The sequence below is a fragment of the Chitinophaga agri genome (genome assembly GCF_010093065.1).
Lineage (GTDB): Bacteria > Bacteroidota > Bacteroidia > Chitinophagales > Chitinophagaceae > Chitinophaga > Chitinophaga agri.
In genome coordinates, this window is record NZ_CP048113.1 from 3,026,145 (window position 1) to 3,046,804 (window position 20,660).

A 20,660-nucleotide genomic window follows, 5' to 3' on the forward strand; every position below is an offset into this window, starting at 1 on the left:
TCCGTAAACAGAGGACGATGGAAGTACAACACCTTTTGGACACTAATGAAGCCAGATTAAAGGCTGTTATTGAGGCGACTCCTGAATGTATAAAAATTGTAAGCCCTGACGGCCAGCTTCAGTTTATGAACAAGGCCGGCTTATGCATGATTGAAGCCACTGACGCTCAAAGCGTTGTAGGCGGGTGCGTATTCGATCTCATTGCACCGGAACACCGCGCCGCATGGATAGATAACCATAACAGGGTCTGCAATGGCGAAAGTCTGCACTGGGAGTTCGACATTATCGGACTAAATGGTACAAGACGCCATATGGAGACACATGCAGTCCCTATGTCCAACAGTGAGGGTACCCTTTCACAACTGGCCGTTACCCACGATATCAGCCTGAAAAAGGCATCTGACCGGGTACTAAAGCGGAATGCCATCATCCTGAAAGGACAGAAATATGCATTGGAACAGGCTGTCCACGGCAGGCCCATTAAAGATGTGCTGGACACGATCGTCAAAACAGTAGAAGAACAGTCTGAGTGCCAGTTATTTGCCTGTATCCTGCTATTAGCGCCGGACGGCAAACACCTGCTCCATGGTGCCTCTCCCAGTTTGCCACAGCATTATAACGAAGCGGTGGACGGTGGAGAGATCGGGCCCTTCGCGGGTTCATGTGGTACCGCAGCATTTAAGGGAGAAGAGATTACCGTAGCTGATATTGAAAATGACCCACTCTGGGCCAACTACAAAGAGCTGGCATTATCTCACGGACTACGTGCCTGCTGGTCAACCCCTATCCTTTCCTCACAAAATAAGCCACTGGCCACTTTCTCGCTGTATTTCAGGACTAAACAGACTCCTTCGCCCGATGACCGGGAGGCCGTAGAATTAATGGCCCGGACAGCTGGCATTGTGATAGAATGGTACAGGGAGATCTCTGAGCGTAAAGCCTTAATGGCCCAACTGGAAACACGCGTCAGTGAAAGGACCACTGAACTGAACAATGTGAATGCGGAACTACAGAGTTCCAATGACACGCTGGAGCAATTTGCACATGTGGCCAGTCACGACCTGAAAGAACCTGTCCGGAAGATCAAGATATTCACCTCCCGGCTGCAGGAAGAAGTGGGCGACCAGCTCACAGACAGGGGAAAGACCTATCTGAATAAGATCCTTTCTTCTGCCGAACGTATGTCTACCATGATAGAAGGCGTGCTGAATTATTCTGTACAGAACGGGGCAGAACAGCTAACTGAAAAGATCGATCTGAATGTCACGATCACTGAGATCAGGAATGACCTGGAGGTGCTGATCCAGCAGAAGCATGCGGAGATCACCGTAGGCCAGCTGCCTGTCATTGAAGGCGACCGTATACTTATCCATCAGCTGTTTTACAACCTGCTGAACAATTCACTGAAATTTACCAACGATACGACCTATCCGAAGATCGGCATTGAAGCGACGCCGGTTGTAAATGGTCATCAGGCGGCTTACAACATCACGATCACTGATAATGGGATCGGCTTTGATCAGAAACAGCGTGAGAAGATATTTGACACGTTCACCCGGCTGAATTCCAAGGATAAATATGATGGAACAGGGCTTGGACTGGCATTATGCAAGAAGATCGTTCAGCGGCATCATGGGATGATCAGCGCTTCGAGCGAGTATGGTAAGGGGGCGGCCTTCCAGGTGGTACTACCGGTGGTACAACCGGGCAGCGGCGGAGAACAACCGGTGTAATGCTACCTGCACACATTCTATACAAATAAAAAAGCGGTCCGCCAATGGCGGACCGCTCGTATAATATAACCGGTTGATTATCCTTTACTCTGCGGATTGGCAGTGGCCAATACCACTTTTGCACCGATCTCACGGGCTACTTCCATCACTTTCACTACTTCTTCCACTGGTACAGATTTTTCTGCATTGATGACGATAGTAGGATCTACTGTCTCACGACCCAGTGCAGGAATCAGCATCTGTTTCAGACTTTCGAAAGGCACTTTATTGGTACCCACGAAAAACTCCCGTTTGTCATTTATGCTGACAACAACCGTCTGCTTAGACTTGGTATTGCTTTTAGCTTTGGGCAGCGTCAGTTTGATCACATTCGGATTGGCGAGTGTTGACACGATCAGGAAGAAAAGCAACAGAATGAACAGGATATCATTCAGTGCTCCATTGTGCAGCTCCAGGTGCCGCTTATTTCTTCTACTGCGTAAGTTCATATTTAAGAATTACAGATGATCAATGATTTACTTTGTTGGTTCCTGCAAAATATCAATGAACTCTGATGAAGCGGCCTCCATTTTATTGATAACCTTGTCTATCTGTGCATTCAGGAAGCTGTAACCGATGAAGGCTACCAGACCAATGATCAGACCTGTAGCGGAAGTGATCATCTTTACATAAATACCACCAGCGATCGTACCGAGGGTGATATCGGAGGTGATGGAGATGTTAAAGAAGGTCTGGATCATACCAGCGATGGTACCCAGGAACCCGAACATCGGCGCAATACCTGCGATGATGGAGAGTATCACGAGGTTCTTTTCCATCTTATAGATCTCCAGTTTACCTACATTCTCCATTGATTTTTCAATGTTCTCAATAGGTTTGCCGATACGCTGGATACCTTTATCGATCATTCTGGCGATAGGACTGTTGGTATTTTTGGACAAAGAACGGGCAGCAGAGATATTGCCATTAGAGATATGATCTCTGATCATTGGCATAAAGTTATCTTCCAGCTTACCTGCTTTGGAGATAGTAAGATACCTTTCCACGAAGGCAAAAATAGCGATCACTGAAAGTATTCCCAGGGGGATCATCAGGATACCACCTTTTACCAGGAGGTCAAGTAATCTGATTTGCTGATCGGCTGTTGCCGCAGCGGCTGCAGTGGCTGCGCTGGCAACGGTGTCCGCCTTTGGCTGTAATAGAGGTTCCTGTAATAATGTAACGAGTCCTAAGAGCATGAATAAATTTTTAACCTTGCAAAAGTATATATTTCAAGTGCAACAAGGCAGGAAGATACCAATAATATGGTAAACATTTAACGTATGTTCAGCCAAAATATTGCGAATCAACCAACTAATTAGCTCCGTTCTTCCCATACCTGGGCCAGATGCACAATCGTTTGCACCGCTTTTTCCATGTCCTGGATACTTACATACTCATTTTTACTGTGCAGCGCCATCTCTCCCGTGAAGATATTCGGGCAGGGCAATCCCATAAATGAGAGCCTGGAACCGTCCGTTCCTCCACGGATGATCAGTCGTAACGGCTCAACGCCTGCGCGGCGGATCGCTTCTTCTGCATTGGCGGTTACCTCGGGATGCAGGTCCAGCACTTCACGCATGTTACGGTATTGCTGTGTAACGGTCAGGGTCGCACTTGCCTGCGGATAGCGGGCCATCACCGTATTCATCGTATTCCGCAGGAAGTCAGCATGGTCTTCCAGCTTCGCCGTTACGAAATCGCGCAGGATAAAATCTATCTCCGCATGCTCCACAATACCGTGTATACGCACCGGGTGGATAAAACCCTGACGGTCTTCCGTAGTCTCGGGAGACAGGCTGTCTTTCGGCAGCGCATCTACTATCTCACTGGCTATTTTAATAGCACTGACAAGTTTATCTTTAGCAGTTCCCGGATGTACGCTCACGCCATCAATAGCGATCTTGGCACCATCCGCAGAGAAACTTTCATTTTCGAGTGAACCACGCTCGCCACCATCCAGTGTGTAGCCAAACTGTGCACCCAGGCGCTGTATATCCAGCTTTTCCACACCACGGCCTACTTCTTCATCCGGCGTGAACAGGATACGGATATCGCCGTGTTTCACCTCAGGATGCGTCATCAGGAACTGTGCTGCGTCCATGATCTCTGCTACACCTGCCTTATCATCTGCTCCCAGTAATGTGTTACCGCTGGCAGTAATGATGTCCTCTCCTTTCTTGGAGACCAGGTAAGGGTGTTCGGCAGCCCTGATCACGGTACCATCGTGCGGCAGACTTATATCGCCGCCGTCGTACTGGCGGTGAATGATAGGCTTTACGTCTTTCCCGCTGCAATCACTGGAAGTATCCATGTGAGAACAGAAGCAGATCACCGGCACCTGTTTAGTGGTGTTGCCGGGGATGGTCGCAAAGACATATCCATGCTCGTCCATGATGGCATCCGTAATACCTATTTCATGTAATTCGCTGACTAACAACCGGCCAAGGTCCTTCTGCTTTTCAGTAGAAGGAAAAGACTTACTCAGCGGGTCTGATTGTGTATCTATCTGCACGTAGCGCGTAAAACGCTCAGTTACCGTGTATTTATAATTGTTGAACATATTGCAAACGTAAGGAATTTCGGATTCCGGGTAATAAGTACCCTGACGATTTCTCCCATCCACAGAAAAAATTACTGTTTGCATGGATTACATTCAACAAAACAGCACACATCTACTTTTAAAATCAATAATAAAGAACAAAACACCAAATAAAAATACTTTTATTACATTTTGTTCCATATTATTAAGTTTGCACAGAAAATAAGAAGACACTTATATCAACAGCGGAAACTTGACATCATTCAATAACTGTTTGTGGTTTCCCTCCTGTAAAGCGGAAGGAATTAAAAAGGAACCGTGTGTAAATCACGGGCTGACGCGCAACTGTAAGTAACCTACCGGGTATGACCACATATGTTCATTGTCCCGCCTGCGGCAGATGAGAAGAACGGTCGTCACTGTTACAAGCCAGGATACTTGCCTCAGACAGCTGCATATATACTTTCGCAAGTCTCCCATTTTTTACACCATTAAAACATCTAAGTATGCAAACAAACATTCTTGGCTATCCGCGTATTGGTAGCAACCGGGAATTAAAGAAAGCGAATGAAGCCTACTGGGCAGGTAAGATCTCCCTCGAAAAATTACAGCTTACTGCCCGGCAGTTACGCCGGCAGAACTGGGAGACATTGCATCAGGCAGGTATTAACCTGATTCCATCTAATGACTTTTCCTACTATGATCAGATACTGGATATGTGTATCATGACCGGCGCCATACCCGCACGTTTCAAAGCTTTAAAAGAAAACCTCGTAAACCCCGGCAGTCCTGAGCTATATTTCGCTATGGCGCGTGGTTATCAGAAAAATGGCTTTGATGCCACCGCCATGGAAATGACGAAATGGTTCGATACCAATTATCATTACCTGGTACCTGAGTTTGATGCCTCACAGCATTACAGTTTGCTGTACAATAAATGCCTGGAAGAATTCAAAGAAGCTGCGACGCTCGGTATCCATACCAAACCTGTGGTGATCGGCCCTGTCAGCTTCCTGCTGCTGGGTAAGATAAAAGATGAAGCACTGCAGCCAGCAGCATTGCTGGATAAATTACTGCCTGTGTACAATCAGCTGCTGCAGTCTTTACAACAGGCCGGCGCTACCTGGGTACAAATTGATGAACCCACATTGGTACTCGACCTCACACCGGAACAACAGGATCTTTTCCTCCAGGCATATGCACAGATGAGAGCTGCTGTGCCGGCACTGAAACTACTGCTGACCACCTATTTCGGCGGACTACAGGACAACACTCCGTTAGCGGTGCAACTACCGGTAGACGCGTTACACATAGACCTTGTGAGAGCACCTGAACAACTGGATACGATACTGCCGCTCTTACCAGCGAATGTACTGCTGTCTATCGGTGTCGTGAACGGCCGTAATATCTGGAAGAATAACTATGAAGCATCACTCGGGCTGATACAGCAAGCGATCGATGTAATCGGCAAGGATCGGGTACTGATCGCGACTTCCTGCTCCCTGTTACATACGCCTTATGACCTCGACCTGGAAACAGATGAGGCAGTGCTCACGCCACAGATTAAAAACTGGATGGCCTTTGCCAAACAGAAGGTAAACGAGGTGATTGCATTAAGAGACATTATTGCAGGTAACAAGGTATTACTGCAGGCCAATCAGGCAACCATGCAGGAAAAAAGCACCGCTGCCATCATCCACAAACCAGCAGTGAAAGCCCGGCTGGCAGCACTGACGGATGCGGATGCAACACGTAAACATCCTTTTGCTATCCGGCAGCAGGCACAGGAAGCAGTATTGCAACTGCCCTTATTTCCGACCACAACCATCGGCTCTTTCCCGCAAACAGAAGATATCAGAAAACTACGTGCTGACTTCAAAAAAGGTATCATCAGCAAAGAAGCATATGATACTTCCATCCGCAAAGCAGTAGCCGACTCCGTGCAGTTGCAGGAAAGCCTGCGCCTGGATGTTCTCGTACATGGGGAGTTTGAGCGGAATGACATGGTGGAATATTTCGGCGAGCAACTGGAAGGATTTGTATTCACGCAAAACGGATGGGTACAGAGTTATGGATCCAGGTGTGTCAAACCACCCGTGATATATGGCGACGTGCAACGTAGCGTACCCATGACCGTTGAATGGAGCAGTTATGCACAATCGCTTACCAATAAGCCAATGAAAGGCATGCTGACAGGACCTGTCACCATTTTGCAATGGTCGTTCGTACGTGACGACCAGCCACGTGCTGCTACTACCTTACAGATAGCACTGGCTATCCGTGATGAAGTGAATGATCTTGAAAAAGCAGGCATAAATGTGATACAGGTTGACGAACCTGCTATCAGAGAAGGTTTACCCCTGCGTGAGGCCGACTGGCCATCCTACCTGGAGTGGGCTGTTAAAGCGTTCAGGGTCGCGGTATCCGGCGTAGCAGATACAACACAGATACATACGCATATGTGCTATGCGGAGTTCAATGATATTATCAGCAATATTGCTGCCATGGACGCAGATGTGATCACGATAGAAACCTCCCGCTCACAGATGGAATTGCTGGAAGTATTTGCTACGTTCCGCTATCCATATGAGATAGGTCCGGGTGTGTATGACATTCACTCTCCGCGCGTGCCGACCGTACAGGAAATGACGGAGTTGCTGGAGAAGGCAGCACAGTTGCTGCCGGCACGTAACATCTGGGTCAACCCTGACTGCGGACTGAAAACCCGCAAATGGCCTGAAACAGAGCAGGCATTACGTAACATGGTGGCTGCCGCACATAACATGCGCGTAGCAGCTAAGACAACGGTATAATTATATCCTGATAACCATCATCCGCCATTCAAAACAGGACAGTGCAGCAGGTCATCTGCTGCACTGTCCTATCTTCTGCAATCAGCACATATCCAGCGCATTGCAAAACAGTTCCCCGTTTACTGATTCCGTTTCGTAACTTTGCGGCATGGCTTGTCATGAAACCATTACCTGCCCACGCTGCCATGCAGCATTTGAATGCCGCGTTGGCTCGATCCTTCGCTGTCAATGCCAGCAGGTAACGCTGACTGAAGAGGAGCGCACCTTTATAGGTGAGACTTATTCCGGATGTCTCTGCGCCGGATGCTTAAATGACATGAAAAAGAATTACAGGCAAACCCGCTTTAAAGAACGCCTGCGACAACTATTCTCCCTGCGGTCAAAAAGATAAACAAGAAGAACAACTATATGGCATACGAAAAACAGATAGCCGAATCCGTTACACGGATATTCAAAGCGGTATTTCCAAACACAGTGAACCATTATGATACCTTATTCGGCGGTACAGCCATGCAGTTAATGGATGAAGCAGCTTTCATTACAGCGACCCGTTTCAGTCGCATGCGCATGGTTACAGTATCGAGTGACAAGATCGATTTTAAGATGGCTATTCCTCACGGAACTATTATAGAACTGGTGGGCACAGTCGTACATGTAGGTACGACCAGTCTGAAAGTAGAGGTGGATATTTTTGTGGAACAGATGTACAACACACACCGGGAGAAAGCTATTTCCGGCACGTTCACATTCGTTGCGATCGATGATCAGAAACGCCCTACGAAGATCGTGCTGACACATGCATAATGCGATATTATAACATGGCTTAAAAGCAGGAACGCTGATCACCTTTAAGGATGATCAGCGTTCCTGCTTAGAGATTTTACTTCCCCTAGTCTGATTGACTACTTGATCTCTACGAGTTCAATATCGAAAATCAGGTCTTCGCCAGCCAGTGGGTGGTTAGCGTCGAGCGTGATAGAGTTGTCGCCAATTGCAGCTACTTTCACAGGGAATACCTGACCCTGTGGGTTGCTCATCTGCAGATCCATACCTACCTGTGGATTCAGATCAGCCGGGATATTGTCTTTAGGGAACTCCATGATCAGCTCCTCATTCTTTGGACCATATGCCTGATCAACAGGAATCTCAAGTGTTCTTTTTTCACCAATTGTCATGTCCACAACACCATTGTCGAAGCCTTTAATAACCTGACCGGAGCCTACTATGAACTCCAATGGGTCCCTGCCCTCGGAAGAATCAAAGGTTGTTCCGTTAGTCAGGCGACCATGATAATGCACACGCACCGTATCTCCGTTTTTAACTGCTTGCATAAGAAAAAAATTAAAAGTGTTATAGATTTATGTTGCAAGGTAATGAAATAGTGAATAGATATTCAATTTAGGATTATTCTGCTAAACTGCCAATCTTATATATGTTCCCCTAATTAAACTACTTTTATGCTATGTATAAGGTCGTTATTATGTTACTATGCTGTCTGTTCATGACCGCTGCCATGCAGGCCCAGGTCATTACAGGCGCCGAAAGGACCGGGGAATATCTGCCCCTGCTGAAAAACAAGAGAGTCGCATTACTGGTGAATCAGACGGCCACTATCGGGCAAACGCATCTGGTCGATTCGCTGCTGAAACTGCATGTGCATATTCAGAAAATATTCAGTCCGGAACATGGCTTCAGAGGTAATGCAGACGCCGGCGAGAAAGTTGCCAGCAGCAAGGATCCCGGTACAGGACTGCCTATTGTATCACTCTATGGCAAGCACCGGAAAGCGACTGCTGCTGATCTGAATGATGTGGACATACTCGTGTTTGATATTCAGGATGTCGGCACCCGCTTTTATACGTACATCTCTTCCCTGCAGGAACTGATGGAATCAGCAGCGGAAAATAACAAACCGATCATTATACTGGACCGCCCCAATCCTAACGGGCACTATGTAGATGGGCCTGTGCTGCTGGATACCAGCCTACGTTCGTTTGTAGGGATGCAGGCGGTACCTGTAGTGCATGGTATGACTGTAGGAGAATATGCCCGTATGCTCAATGGAGAGAAATGGCTGAAGAATGGTGTCAAATGCCGGCTAACAGTCATTAACTGCCTGCACTACGATCATCATACCCTGTATCAGCTGCCGGTAAAACCATCGCCTAATCTGCCGAACATGGCAGCCATCTACCTTTACCCTTCCACCTGTCTGTTTGAAGGTACGGTGCTGAGTCTGGGACGTGGTACTGACCTGCCTTTTCAGGTATTCGGCCATCCGTCATATCCTAAAGAACTGTACAGTTTTACGCCACGCAGCACACCCGGAGCTAAAGAGCCACCATTAAAAAATGTGACCTGCTACGGGTATAACCTCACCGGTACACCGGAAGCTGTCAATGCTGCAATGGACAGTAAACTGCAGTTAAAATGGCTGTTACAGGCATACGATCTGTATGAAGAGAAAGAAAATTTCTTTACTCCCTTTTTCGATAAACTGGCAGGTAATACTACCTTGCAGAGACAAATCAAACAGGGCCTCAGCGAAGAAGATATCCGCCAGAGCTGGGAACCTGCACTGACACAATTTAAAACTATCAGGAAGAAATACTTATTATATGCAGAGTGAGCTAAAGGACCAACAAAATCTCAGGATCATCTTTATGGGTACGCCGGACTTCGCCGTGGCGTCACTCGATATCCTGGTACAGAACGGATTTAATGTAGTGGCTGTTGTCACTGCGCCTGATAAACCTGCCGGCAGAGGATTACAGTTGCAGCAGAGTGCTGTTAAACAATATGCGGTAGCTAACAATCTGCCGGTATTACAACCTGAGAAGCTGAAGAACCCTGCCTTCCTGGAAGAATTACAGGCCTTAAAAGCAGATCTGCAGGTAGTGGTAGCTTTCCGTATGTTACCAGAATTAGTGTGGAATATGCCGCCTTTAGGCACGATTAACGTACACGCTTCCCTGTTGCCTAACTACAGAGGTGCTGCCCCTATTAACTGGGCTATCATCAACGGGGAAAAGGAATCGGGTGTGACTACCTTTAAACTCCAGCATGAAATTGATACCGGTGATATCCTGTTCAACCAGTCTGTCGTGATAAGAGATGATGAAACCGCCGGAGAACTGCACGACGACCTGATGATCACCGGTGCCCGGCTACTGCTGAAAACAGTGCAGGCCCTGGCATCCGGTACTGCCCGGGAGACGCCACAGGCGGATATTAAAGCGGAAGATATCAAACATGCACCGAAGATATTCAAGGAAACCTGTCAGATCAACTGGGAACAGCCGATTGAGCAGATCTATAATCTCGTACGTGGTCTGAGCCCTTATCCGACTGCCTGGACAACACTCGGTGGTAAGATCCTGAAAATATACAAGGCTACCAGAGAACATACCGCACCATCCGTTGCTCCGGGTGAAGTGGTAAGTGATAATAAAACCTATCTTAAGATCGCTGCACCAGATGGCTATCTTGCTGTGCAGGAAGTACAGCTGGAAGGAAAGAAGAAGATGGATGTGGAGTCGTTCCTGAGAGGATACAAGGTGAATTAGTATTAGCTTTTCAACAGTGTTCATCTCTGTCAAATATGTTCCATCGTCATTAGTCAGAGACAATAAAAAAGTAAGAGGCGCTTCAACAATGAAGCGCCTCTTACTTTTTTATCTGTCAGATCGTTTTCGAAGAAACTTGATCTGTTTAAAAACATTCGTTATCGATTCCAAATTCTCAACTATTCTTCGTAGTTCAGCTGACAATAGAATTTCGCCTCATTCGTGCCCAGTGCTTCCAGTGCAGAATCACTCAGTTTGATGATCAGGCCTTCATTCTGCTTGATCTGCGGAATGGCTTCCAGCACTTTCGCGTAGATGAACTTACCATTCAGCGGATTGGTCACTTTAATGATGGTGCCTCTTGGAGCGGTATTATGCAGGGCATAATATTTACCTGCACTCGCATTGCTCTTGAACCATCCACCCGGGCCCTTCTCGGCTGTTACATTTTTACCATTGCTGGTCTGCTGATTATACAGCGCCTCAAAAGAACCACTGGCAACAGGTCTGGTAGCGCCTGTGTTGGTCTCAGGTGTTTTCACTGGTTCTGGTGGTGCCTGCTGATCAGGTTTTGTTACCGGAGGTGCAGGGGTAGTACCTGCCGGAGGCGTGGTCGCTACCGGTGCAGATGGTGCAGGCGTAGGTGTTACCGGCGCCGGATTTGAAGCAGGAGGTTGCGTGGCTGGAGGAGTAGCTGGCGCCGGATTGCTGGCTACCGGCGCAGATGAAGATGGACTACCGGCACCTTTCAGATAACCGATGATCACGTAGCTGTCTTTCTGCAACCCATCGCCGCTCATGTTATTCCAGCGACGGATGTTGTCCAGCGAAACCTTATTATGATTCACGCTGAGCCTGTAGAGGGTTTCTTTTTCCTCTACCTTATGGTATACAGGCGTTCCGCCTGCATCTGATTTCTGTGAGAAGTTAGTGTTGTTTAAGGGGATCTTTACAGACTGTCCCAGCTGCAAACCCTGTTCCGCTGAGATGTTGTTCTCGGTTGCGATCTGTTTTGGAGACAAACTATAGGACCTGCCCAGACTGTAAAGGGTTTCTCCTTTCTTTACAGTATGTTGTACATACAGATCAGGCGAGGTACCCTGTACCTGTACCCTATCCTGTGCCTGTACACCACCGGCAACACATAATACAAGTCCTGCAATTGTCATGAACGTTTTTACCATTACTACGCTGTTTATACCTTTCAGGTAACTAAATTAAAAATTTTTGCCTACACTTCTTTCAGAATACGGAGTTCCTTAGGATAGTAATTGTTGATACGGTTAGGTAATATCTTTGCCCAGCCAAGCGCCATCCCTTCATACATCATCAAAGCCCAGCCTTTCACATCTGTCGTTACCTCAGGGTCTTCTTTTCTCAGGTAGCGTAAGGATTGCTCACGGGTCAACATCACTTGCGGAATTGTTTCCCTGACCATTGTGCTCATCGCCAGCTGATGATCAGGTATCAGCTCTTTCGCTGCAAGCTGACCTGCTTTTACGCCAGCTTTCCGCAAATATAAGTGCTGTTGCAATAAAGATACAACCGGCATCATATTTTCCGGAAATATTAATACCTCTCCCTGATGATCCATCAGGAAAAGGTTATCAAGACTTTTTATCCATTGTGCTACTTTCTCCTGATCCTTCTTTGCAACGGGTGTAATACTGTCCCTGTGTTTCTTCGCAGTGTATACGTCCCCGGAAGTCTTGCGAAAACAGGTGATAAAGAAACCTTCTCCCTTCACCTTATCAGGATAAAAACGGTACCCTTCTGCCTGTTGTGGTCCGGCTGTCGTTGTTACGATATGCCAGTCTTCACTGACCGGTATGGGAATATTTTTAGCTGAAAGGTGCTCCTGTATCCATTCCATGATCTCTTCATCTTCTTCCTTCGAATAGGAGCAGGTAGCATATATCAGTATGCCGTCCTCTTTTAACGCACCCCAGGCATCCGCCAGTATGCGCTGCTGACGTTGACTGCATAATATTACATTTTCAGGCGACCATTCCGACACCGCTTCCGGGTCACGCCTGAAAAGACCTGAGCCTGAGCAGGGTGCATCTATCACCATCACATCAAAGTAACCGGGCAGTCTGCCAAAATCACGCGGATCATTGTTCGTAACGACCACATTGGCACCTCCCCATTTACTGAGATTATCACCCAGAAGAGCCGCCCTGCTTTTGATCACTTCATTTGACACCAGCACACTGTCAGTACTGATCAGCGATTGCAACAGGGTAGATTTGCCTCCTGGTGCCGCACAAAGGTCCAGTACTTTCAGCGGCGCATTCAGGTCACAGGTGTGACGCATTGCCTGTTCCACGAACATAGAAGACGCTTCCTGTACATAGTAGGCGCCCGCATGAAAGAACGGATCAAAGGTAAATGACGGCCGCACAGGCAGATAGTATCCATACTGTGACCATGGTACCCGGCTTACAGTTGTTGCTGTCAGCGATTGCAGCACCTTTTGCACTGCGGCATCCTCCTGTAGTTTATTCGGATTGATCCTGAGAGAAGTGATTTTTTCGCCTGCCTCATGTATACGCAAAAAGGCTGCCAAATCCATACCTGGCAGTCCTGTGAGTGTGTCAGTAAATTTTTTCGGTAAGAAATCCAACCCCTTATTTTTGCAGCAAAATACAGAAAAAACGGGGCATAGCAGTCAACTCATCCATTACAGGGTATTGACTATTTCAGCTACAAGCTGCTGCAGTACCTGTTTGGCGTCGCCAAACAACATAGCCGTTTTAGGCTGGAAGAACAGGTCATTTTCAATACCGGCATACCCGGGTTTCATACTACGCTTATTGACAATCACGCTTCTGGCGTTTTCCACTTCCAGTATTGGCATCCCATAAATAGGGCTGGAAGGATCACTTTTAGCGGCAGGATTCACCACATCATTCGCCCCCAGTATCAGTACCACATCGGTGGTGGAGAACTGCCCGTTCGCCTGTTCCATCTCCAGGAGTTTATCGTACGAAACATCTGCTTCGGCCAGCAATACGTTCATATGTCCCGGCATACGTCCTGCCACCGGATGAATGGCATACCTGACCTCTACCCCTCTTGCTTCCAGCAAAGTCTCCAGTTCATGACAGGCATGCTGGGCCTGCGCTACCGCCAGACCGTAACCCGGCACGATCATCACCTTATGCGCATAGGCCATCACCACTGCTGTATCGGCCAGTCCGATCTCCTTGTAAGCGCCCTGCTCCTTACTGGCACCTCCACTTTTCGCGCCACCGAATGCACCGATCAGCACATTCTTCAGCGAGCGGTTCATCGCCTTACACATCAGGATTGTCAGGATCGTACCGGCAGAACCTACCAGTATTCCACCAGTCAGCATCACCGGGTTATCATACAGAAAACCACCACAGGCGGCGGCAACTCCCGTAAAGGAATTTAACAATGAAATCACAACAGGCATGTCCGCCCCTCCGATAGGCAATACGAAAAAGACCCCATAGATCAGTGAAAGCACCAGTATAACGGCAAACAATATCACAGTGGCTGCCGGCAATGTAACGGTCACGAATAATGCCAGCAGCAGTATGAGTGCCAGTACTGAAAGGTTAACGATATGCTGCCCCTGAAAAGCAATATCCCGGATACGGCCATTCAGTTTTCCCCAGGCAATGACCGATCCGGAGAAGGATACGGCACCAATGATCATACCTGCAAAGATGATCCCCAGCTGCATGTTATCATCCGTTGATCCTGACAGAGCATCTGCCATATGTTCAAACTCCACCACGGATATCAGCGCCGCACACGCGCCTCCCATTCCATTGAACAGACTGACCATTTCCGGCATAGCCGTCATCTTCACTCTTCTTGCAGAGATAAATCCGATCACACCACCTATGAGCAGACCGGCAATGATCCACCCATAGTTATGCAGGCCCTGGCCATGATGCCTGTACAGGAAAATAGTGCCCAGGATAGCGAGCCCCATACCTCCGGCAGCAATGGCATTCCCTTTTCTGGCAGTGGCAGGATTGCTCAGCATCTTTAATCCGACAATAAATGTAACAGAGCCTATCAGGTAGATCAGCGATAACATAAAACAATGATTAGATACAACTATTTAGTCTTCTTTGACTTGAACATCTCCAGCATCCTGTCAGTGACAACAAAGCCGCCCACCACATTGATCGTACCCAGTATCACCGCCAGAAACCCCAGGATCAGCGCGAGATAATTTTCATCACTGGCCTGTCCCATAACGATGATAGCACCGATGATCACCACGCCGTGAATGGCATTCGCGCCACTCATCAGCGGCGTATGTAAAACGGATGGTACACGTGAGATCACTTCCACACCCAGGAAGATGGATAGAATAACAATGTAGGTCAGCTCCAGGTGCTGTTCCAGAAAAGAAAAAACAGGTTCCATTATGTGGAAATAATTGATTTCAGAATGAATGGACAGTAACTATTACAACTTCACACTTTCTGCCTGTTTCAGTCGCTCATTGGTAATAGCACCACTATGGGTAATACAGGCACCCTGCACAATGTCATCAGAAAAATTCAGCACGAGGTCTCCGTTTTTGATCAGCAACTGCAAAAAGTTAAAGACATTCTTTGCATACAGTTTACTGGCATCTGCAGGCATGGCGGATGGCAGATTGGATTCACCGATTATCGTGACACCTTTATGCACGATCGTCCTGTTATTTTCCGTCAGTGCCGTGTTACCACCTGTAGCCGCTGCCAGATCAACAATCACACTACCTACCTTCATCCTGTCCAGCATCTCTGCTGTCACCAGTACCGGCGCCCTGCGACCCGGGATCTGAGCGGTAGTGATAACAATATCTGCCCTGGCAGTACTCTCCGCAATCTTTTCCTGCTGCCGTTGTTTGTAGGCTGCATCCTGCTCTACGGCATATCCGCCGGCAGCAGAAGCATCTGCGGCACCTTCCACTTCAATAAACTTGGCGCCAAGGCTCATCACTTCCTCTTTTACAGCAGGCCGTGTATCAAACACTTCTACCACGGCGCCGAGACGCCTGGCAGTGGCAATGGCCTGTAATCCTGCCACACCTGCTCCGAGTATCAGTACTTTGGCAGGTGCTATACTACCGGCGGCAGTCATAAACATGGGGAAATACCGGCTGTAATTCCAGGCAGCGAGCAACACAGCCTTATAACCGGCGATATTGGCCTGAGAACTCAGTACGTCCATACTCTGCGCTCTTGTTGTACGGGGTATGCTATCCAGACTGAAGGTCGTCAGTTGCCTGTCAGCCCATTGTTGCATCAGAGACGCATTATACAATGGCTGATATACACCGGTCAGTACTTTGCCTGCCGGGATCATCTTCCAGTAAGACGTTTCTGGAGCCTGTATACTGAGAATAATATCTGCCTGTTGCAGGATATCGGCGGCAGGTTTGATCATGGCACCTGCCTGTAAATAGGATTCATCGGGGTAAAATGCCCGGGCGCCGGCATCCGGTTCTATCCAAACCGTCACACCCTGTTTTTCTAACTGCTTAACCATCTCCGGCACTAAAGAAACCCTGTTTTCTCCTGGCTGTTCTTTAAGGACGCCTGCAATCATCTAATGGAATTTATAATCTGAATTTACGGTAGTTTTTCTAAATATAACGTATCACAGCAAGTTGAACAAAAAACTCTGTGGCTCAGCAGGAAAGGCTTGGCAGGATATTGGTGTGCCTATCAGCAGAAGACAGTCCAGAATCAGGCTGAGCTTGTTTTTGTTAATCTAAACTACTTGTTATGCCAAAAGATCAAAATGGAAAATTCACACCGATAAAAGGAAAACCTTCTGGTAATGGAAAAGAAGGACTTGGATTGAGAAGGTCTATTTCCCCTGATGAGCTGGAAGCAGACCTGGAAATGACGGATAAATATACAATGGGACCGGACGAGCTGCAGCCTTCCGTGCACATGCGTCATCCCAACCGGGACACTGCTAAGAAAGCTGTGCAGCAACAGCATGTAAGAGAAGCGCCCGCTGATAAGGCTGTAGAGGAGACATTCGATCAGCCCCAGCACAACATCACTGCTACGCTTTTGTCAGATACGATAGACAAAAACACTTTAGCAGTACTGGCAGGTGTGAGAGGCGATCTGTGCGTCACGATCTATATGCCTACGCATGCATCAGGACAGGCAGTGAATGAACAACAGGACCTGATCATGTTCAAGAACATGCTGCAGCAAACGCAGAAAAAGCTGGAAGAGAAATCTGTTGCACAACCGCTTATTCAGCGCGTGCTGGCGCCGGGATATGAATTACTGAGAGATGAGATGTTTTGGAAGAATCAACAGGAAGGACTGGCCTGCTTTATCACCGAAGATAGTTTCCGTTACCTGAAACTGCCCGTTTCCATGCAGCAACAGGTATACTGCAATCACTCCTTCATGTTAACGCCGTTACTTCCTGTGTTCACAAATAATGAACAGTTCTATCTGCTGACTTTCAGCAAACACAACGCTAAATTGTTCCTGGCAGATGCATTTAGTATGAAAGAAATACGTGTGGAAGGGATGCCAAATGGTATGGACGATGTGATACACTTTGAAGAAAAAGGTGATCAGCAATTATTCCGTACAGGAAGCTCAGGCGGGGGCCAGGGAGCTAATTATCATGGCATGAACTCCAACCCCGACCATAAGACAGATATTGCTAACTATCTGGAAGAAGTAGACCGTACATTATGGAAAGAAGTGCTGAATGATAAGCACATTCCATTAATGATGGCTGCAGTCGATTATCTCCAGCCTATTTTCAGAAAGGTGACCCGCTATCAGCATGTGACTGATGAAGCGCTTACTGGAAATTTTGAACATGAGAAAGCGATAAAAATATACAGACAGGCCAGAGAGAAAATGCAGCCATTCTTTGAAAAAAAGAAAGAGCAGGCGCTTGAAAAATACTATAATGGATCGGCCGGAGCACTGACAGCATCCATTCCTGATGACGTTATACCGGCGACCTATTATGGACAGGTGAACTGCTTATTCGTAAAGAAAGATGCACAACTATGGGGCACTTTCGATGAGAAAGAAAACAGGGTGATCATACATGAATCACCAGCGCCCGAAGACGAATGCCTGCTGAATAATGCCATCACACAAACCATCCTCCATAATGGCGACGTATACATTCTGGAGGAGGGCAAAATGCCAGCTGAGAGCAGCATAGCCGCTTCTTTGCGCTATGCCTAACATAAGAGACTGACCAGGCCATTCCTGGTCAGTCTTTCTATTTTTCACACCTTGTCTGATGAAGAAGCATCATGCGCTGATGACTCCTCCGTTGTGGCAGTAGTAGTTTCAGGTGTACCATTCTCTAACTTATCAGGCCTTTCTTCCTTAGGGGCGGTACGGAATAACACATCAAATACTTCCTTCAGTTTCAGTGTTGCCCTGTCGGTAAACAATCCTGTCAATAAAGAGATCGTCATCAGTCCGTAGATATTGATATTTGAACTGTCATCGCTCATATTGAGAAATCCTCCCCTGAATACAAAGTATACTGCAATGGCCAGTGCAGCGGCCGTAAAAGGCTTAACACAATACCACAAAATCCAGCTTCTTCTGAATTTGCCTGCACCGATAAACGTTGTAAAAGAAGTTGCAATATGTATCATATTGCCCAGGAAGCCTGCAACAGCTACCAGCATCAATAGCAACGTATTAATGTGAATAACCTGATCCGATGGTCCGGTTATATGCCGGTTCGCCGTCGCTTGGCCGTCGCTAGTTCGTCGCTTGTTCGTCGCTTGTACTATCGGGTCATTTATTGCCGCCGGGCCCTGCACTGTATCTGTTGCTGCAGTGTCAGCCGGTGGCAGGACAGCCGTCTTTTGCATGGCAGCAGTATCCGGCAGTGCGTCGATCAGCCTTACATGGAACCATTGATTGGTATACAGATAAGTCGAAGTCTCTTTCGGACCAGGTATCCTGTCCGGCCAGTGTGCGATCAGGTATGTTCCACTGGACAGTGTGAAAAGAACGATCAGCAATCCGGCCAGCCACTTTCCGGCGGTTGTGATCTCATTACCATCAGCGTCTTTGTAAATAGCGGGAGATGGAGGACTGGCATATTGGTTTTCAGGCATAACAGGTGAATTAAACAATGTAAATAATGTCTTCTTACGTTAGGGTTGTATGTCTTTATATGCTCATTTTGTACATGGATATCAACACGACAAATAAGGTAATGGGGATGAGGGGTTAATGCATCTCTAAGTTAACAAAAAAAAGGCATACTAAAAAGGGTGAAATGCCACCTCAGCAACACTTCACCCTCTTTATTATTCGAATAGTTCCTGTTCGTCCGTATAGTAGGTTTTTCGGCCATTCAGCTCCTTTTGAGCAATGGCGCCCCCTGTAGGACTATGCGTTAGTTTAGGCTGGTGTATTTTCAGGAAATCGCGTACTTCACCGGCGATGATATCCGGGTGAGCTTTTCTAATATCTTTCTCCGCTTCTTTCAGCACCTTATGGATAGCAGTATGTAGTGCTTTGATCTTTGCAGCAGGTATCTTGTTACTGACGGAAAAAGGGGATATACCTGCCTCCCATAAGATCTCATCTGCATAGGCATTTCCGATGCCCCTGATGATATGCTGATCCAGTAACACCTTCTTCACAACTGTCTTCTTTTTACTGAGTTGTTCCTGCAGGAATTTAACGGTCATATCGTCCGATAGTGCATCAGGCACATCCACTTCTTCCGGGTTGAGGGTAGGTACTGCCATCCCCTGGTAGTCTGTCAGCACAAGGCCGGTCTTATCCTCAAACAACAGTTCAATGATGGGGTGTTTATTGGTATTCTCTTCTTCGAAGAAAAACAGTTTCCCATGCAGCATCAGGTGCATTCCCAGCACTACGTCATGCTTAAACTTAAACCGCAATTCCTTGCCTTCCCTGTACACCTTTTCCAGCTTCTCTCCTTCCAGTGCTTTTCTAAAAGCAGCCGCACTTTCCTTGGCTCTCTTCGTATTTTTTATGTGTACTTCTTTCACCACTTTTCCGGACAACTGTTTGTCCAGGTTGTGACTGAAAACCTGTAAGTCTGGTAATTCGGGCATATGTATTAGTATTTGGATGATGATACAAAATAATGTTTTTCATGCAGAAGTATGGCGATCCGGAGGGCTGTTCTTCAATTTGTAAATAATATTCAGCCTGCCGTCCAATGGGGCGTTTTCCTTATCGCATCAGGCATTGGTGAGCCTAATAAGTGTTGCTGCATTTTCAATCGCATATCCGTGAATATCGTTGTTGAAAAACACCCATACAGTATGTCCTTCTTCCCGCCAGTCCACCATTTTCTTTGCATACTTCTTCAACACATTGTCGTCATAGGATGTGCCATAAGACCCATCCGGACCATGAAAGCGTACATAGATATGTTTTGCTGTCACAAATGCTCCCGAGGGCCAGCGGTTACCCGATTCTGCGATCACGAAGGCTATCCTGTACTTTTTGAGCAAGGCAACAGCCTCATCTTCCATCCAGGTTTCATGTCGCGGTTCGAGTGCGAACGTATATCCCTTGTATTGTTTCAGTATGTTGAAGAAATGCGTGGCCTTTTCCGCATGAAATTTCAGGTTGGCAGGTAGTTGTATCAGGACAGGGCCAAGATGTTTATGTACCGGATCAAACACATTGAAAAAACGGGGTAAAGTAACTTCCGGATCATTCAGTTTCTTGGTATGGGTAACAAAGCGGCTGATCTTGGGACAGAAATAAAAACGGGGCTTTACTGTATTCGCCCAGGTCTCCACTGTAGATGGTTCAGGGAGACGATAAAAGCTGTTATTGATTTCTGTCGCGCTGAATCGGTCTGCATAGTATGCGAGGTAGTCAGCAGGTTTAACAGCTGGCGGGTAGAAGATCTCCCGCCAGTGTTTATAACTCCAACCGGATGTTCCGATATATATTTTGCCCGTTGCCATATGGAT

General features: G+C 47.2%; 19 protein-coding genes and 1 riboswitch. Of the genes, 7 read left to right on the forward strand and 12 right to left on the reverse strand.

Translation table 11 applies throughout. The features are described from left to right. Positions 1-17 precede the first annotated feature (17 nt). Positions 18-1,733 carry a GAF domain-containing sensor histidine kinase gene (locus GWR21_RS11880; protein ID WP_162331963.1) on the forward strand — a complete coding sequence of 572 codons (1,716 nt, stop codon included), beginning with the start codon at positions 18-20 and terminating at the stop codon, positions 1,731-1,733. A 77-nt stretch (positions 1,734-1,810) separates the two neighbouring features. Here the strand turns inward: GWR21_RS11880 and GWR21_RS11885 are convergent, their stop codons facing one another. From GWR21_RS11885 to pepT, 3 genes are all read right to left on the reverse strand, one after another. Continuing rightward, positions 1,811-2,221 carry a biopolymer transporter ExbD gene (locus GWR21_RS11885; RefSeq protein WP_162331964.1) on the reverse strand — a complete coding sequence of 137 codons (411 nt, stop codon included), beginning with the start codon at positions 2,219-2,221 and terminating at the stop codon, positions 1,811-1,813. 27 nt (positions 2,222-2,248) lie between these two features. Then, positions 2,249-2,971, reverse strand: a complete 723-nt coding sequence (locus tag GWR21_RS11890) for a MotA/TolQ/ExbB proton channel family protein (RefSeq protein ID WP_162331965.1) — start codon at positions 2,969-2,971, stop codon at positions 2,249-2,251. 119 nt (positions 2,972-3,090) lie between these two features. Then, entirely contained in the window at positions 3,091-4,335 is a 1,245-nt protein-coding gene (gene pepT, locus GWR21_RS11895; protein WP_162331966.1) for a peptidase T, read from the reverse strand. A gap of 239 nt (positions 4,336-4,574) precedes the next feature. Further along, a riboswitch (cobalamin riboswitch) is annotated at positions 4,575-4,774 on the forward strand. 46 nt (positions 4,775-4,820) lie between these two features. Here pepT and metE point away from each other — a divergent pair. From metE to GWR21_RS11910, 3 genes are all read left to right on the forward strand, one after another. Beyond that, on the forward strand, positions 4,821-7,127 hold the full coding sequence (gene metE, locus GWR21_RS11900) for a 5-methyltetrahydropteroyltriglutamate--homocysteine S-methyltransferase (RefSeq protein WP_162331967.1): 2,307 nt from the start codon (positions 4,821-4,823) through the stop codon (positions 7,125-7,127). A 148-nt stretch (positions 7,128-7,275) separates the two neighbouring features. Further along, positions 7,276-7,518 (forward strand): cysteine-rich CWC family protein, encoded by a 243-nt coding sequence (locus GWR21_RS11905; RefSeq protein ID WP_162331968.1) that lies wholly within the window; start codon positions 7,276-7,278, stop codon positions 7,516-7,518. 17 nt (positions 7,519-7,535) lie between these two features. Continuing rightward, on the forward strand, positions 7,536-7,931 hold the full coding sequence (locus GWR21_RS11910) for an acyl-CoA thioesterase (protein ID WP_162331969.1): 396 nt from the start codon (positions 7,536-7,538) through the stop codon (positions 7,929-7,931). A gap of 98 nt (positions 7,932-8,029) precedes the next feature. Here GWR21_RS11910 and GWR21_RS11915 read toward each other — a convergent pair whose 3' ends face one another. Next, positions 8,030-8,458 (reverse strand): FKBP-type peptidyl-prolyl cis-trans isomerase, encoded by a 429-nt coding sequence (locus GWR21_RS11915; RefSeq protein WP_162331970.1) that lies wholly within the window; start codon positions 8,456-8,458, stop codon positions 8,030-8,032. Between the two features lie 131 nt (positions 8,459-8,589). Here GWR21_RS11915 and GWR21_RS11920 point away from each other — a divergent pair, with 131 nt between their 5' ends. Together GWR21_RS11920 and fmt are read left to right on the forward strand one after the other, a co-directional pair. Continuing rightward, entirely contained in the window at positions 8,590-9,756 is a 1,167-nt protein-coding gene (locus GWR21_RS11920) for an exo-beta-N-acetylmuramidase NamZ family protein (RefSeq protein ID WP_162331971.1), read from the forward strand. Next, positions 9,746-10,693: a methionyl-tRNA formyltransferase gene (gene fmt, locus GWR21_RS11925; protein ID WP_162331972.1), complete on the forward strand. Its 948-nt coding sequence runs from the start codon at positions 9,746-9,748 to the stop codon at positions 10,691-10,693. Before GWR21_RS11920 ends, fmt begins: the two co-directional genes overlap by 11 nt. 179 nt (positions 10,694-10,872) lie before the next feature. Here the strand turns inward: fmt and GWR21_RS31690 are convergent, their stop codons facing one another. From GWR21_RS31690 to GWR21_RS11950, 5 genes are read right to left on the reverse strand one after another with little or no spacing between them, the layout of a single operon-like run. Then, positions 10,873-11,877 carry a LysM peptidoglycan-binding domain-containing protein gene (locus GWR21_RS31690; RefSeq protein ID WP_162331973.1) on the reverse strand — a complete coding sequence of 335 codons (1,005 nt, stop codon included), beginning with the start codon at positions 11,875-11,877 and terminating at the stop codon, positions 10,873-10,875. Between the two features lie 47 nt (positions 11,878-11,924). Continuing rightward, positions 11,925-13,319 (reverse strand): methyltransferase RsmF C-terminal domain-like protein, encoded by a 1,395-nt coding sequence (locus GWR21_RS11935; protein ID WP_162331974.1) that lies wholly within the window; start codon positions 13,317-13,319, stop codon positions 11,925-11,927. 57 nt (positions 13,320-13,376) lie between these two features. Then, positions 13,377-14,771 (reverse strand): NAD(P)(+) transhydrogenase (Re/Si-specific) subunit beta, encoded by a 1,395-nt coding sequence (locus GWR21_RS11940; RefSeq protein ID WP_162331975.1) that lies wholly within the window; start codon positions 14,769-14,771, stop codon positions 13,377-13,379. 20 nt (positions 14,772-14,791) lie between these two features. After that, positions 14,792-15,106: an NAD(P) transhydrogenase subunit alpha gene (locus GWR21_RS11945; protein WP_162331976.1), complete on the reverse strand. Its 315-nt coding sequence runs from the start codon at positions 15,104-15,106 to the stop codon at positions 14,792-14,794. Between the two features lie 42 nt (positions 15,107-15,148). Further along, positions 15,149-16,279: a Re/Si-specific NAD(P)(+) transhydrogenase subunit alpha gene (locus GWR21_RS11950; protein WP_162331977.1), complete on the reverse strand. Its 1,131-nt coding sequence runs from the start codon at positions 16,277-16,279 to the stop codon at positions 15,149-15,151. 179 nt (positions 16,280-16,458) lie between these two features. Here GWR21_RS11950 and GWR21_RS11955 point away from each other — a divergent pair, with 179 nt between their 5' ends. After that, positions 16,459-17,913, forward strand: coding sequence for a baeRF7 domain-containing protein (locus GWR21_RS11955; protein WP_162331978.1), 1,455 nt, complete (start codon positions 16,459-16,461; stop codon positions 17,911-17,913). Between the two features lie 44 nt (positions 17,914-17,957). Here GWR21_RS11955 and GWR21_RS11960 read toward each other — a convergent pair whose 3' ends face one another. The 3 genes from GWR21_RS11960 to GWR21_RS11970 form a co-directional block, all read right to left on the reverse strand. Beyond that, positions 17,958-18,809, reverse strand: coding sequence for a hypothetical protein (locus GWR21_RS11960; RefSeq protein WP_162331979.1), 852 nt, complete (start codon positions 18,807-18,809; stop codon positions 17,958-17,960). A gap of 195 nt (positions 18,810-19,004) precedes the next feature. After that, entirely contained in the window at positions 19,005-19,784 is a 780-nt protein-coding gene (locus GWR21_RS11965; RefSeq protein WP_162331980.1) for a DNA-formamidopyrimidine glycosylase family protein, read from the reverse strand. 129 nt (positions 19,785-19,913) lie between these two features. Continuing rightward, positions 19,914-20,654 (reverse strand): DUF72 domain-containing protein, encoded by a 741-nt coding sequence (locus GWR21_RS11970; protein WP_162331981.1) that lies wholly within the window; start codon positions 20,652-20,654, stop codon positions 19,914-19,916. Between the last annotated feature and the right edge of the window lie 6 nt (positions 20,655-20,660).

Coding starts and splice junctions, on each gene's coding strand:
- pepT (WP_162331966.1), bottom strand. CDS start 4,335: ATGTTCAACAATTATAAATACACGGTAACTGAGCGTTTTACGCGCTAC.
- GWR21_RS31690 (WP_162331973.1), bottom strand. CDS start 11,877: ATGGTAAAAACGTTCATGACAATTGCAGGACTTGTATTATGTGTTGCC.
- GWR21_RS11945 (WP_162331976.1), bottom strand. CDS start 15,106: ATGGAACCTGTTTTTTCTTTTCTGGAACAGCACCTGGAGCTGACCTAC.
- GWR21_RS11890 (WP_162331965.1), bottom strand. CDS start 2,971: ATGCTCTTAGGACTCGTTACATTATTACAGGAACCTCTATTACAGCCA.
- GWR21_RS11950 (WP_162331977.1), bottom strand. CDS start 16,279: ATGATTGCAGGCGTCCTTAAAGAACAGCCAGGAGAAAACAGGGTTTCT.
- metE (WP_162331967.1), top strand. CDS start 4,821: ATGCAAACAAACATTCTTGGCTATCCGCGTATTGGTAGCAACCGGGAA.
- GWR21_RS11910 (WP_162331969.1), top strand. CDS start 7,536: ATGGCATACGAAAAACAGATAGCCGAATCCGTTACACGGATATTCAAA.
- GWR21_RS11940 (WP_162331975.1), bottom strand. CDS start 14,771: ATGTTATCGCTGATCTACCTGATAGGCTCTGTTACATTTATTGTCGGA.
- GWR21_RS11970 (WP_162331981.1), bottom strand. CDS start 20,654: ATGGCAACGGGCAAAATATATATCGGAACATCCGGTTGGAGTTATAAA.
- GWR21_RS11920 (WP_162331971.1), top strand. CDS start 8,590: ATGTATAAGGTCGTTATTATGTTACTATGCTGTCTGTTCATGACCGCT.
- GWR21_RS11955 (WP_162331978.1), top strand. CDS start 16,459: ATGCCAAAAGATCAAAATGGAAAATTCACACCGATAAAAGGAAAACCT.
- GWR21_RS11885 (WP_162331964.1), bottom strand. CDS start 2,221: ATGAACTTACGCAGTAGAAGAAATAAGCGGCACCTGGAGCTGCACAAT.
- GWR21_RS11965 (WP_162331980.1), bottom strand. CDS start 19,784: ATGCCCGAATTACCAGACTTACAGGTTTTCAGTCACAACCTGGACAAA.
- GWR21_RS11880 (WP_162331963.1), top strand. CDS start 18: ATGGAAGTACAACACCTTTTGGACACTAATGAAGCCAGATTAAAGGCT.
- GWR21_RS11960 (WP_162331979.1), bottom strand. CDS start 18,809: ATGCCTGAAAACCAATATGCCAGTCCTCCATCTCCCGCTATTTACAAA.
- GWR21_RS11915 (WP_162331970.1), bottom strand. CDS start 8,458: ATGCAAGCAGTTAAAAACGGAGATACGGTGCGTGTGCATTATCATGGT.
- fmt (WP_162331972.1), top strand. CDS start 9,746: ATGCAGAGTGAGCTAAAGGACCAACAAAATCTCAGGATCATCTTTATG.
- GWR21_RS11905 (WP_162331968.1), top strand. CDS start 7,276: ATGGCTTGTCATGAAACCATTACCTGCCCACGCTGCCATGCAGCATTT.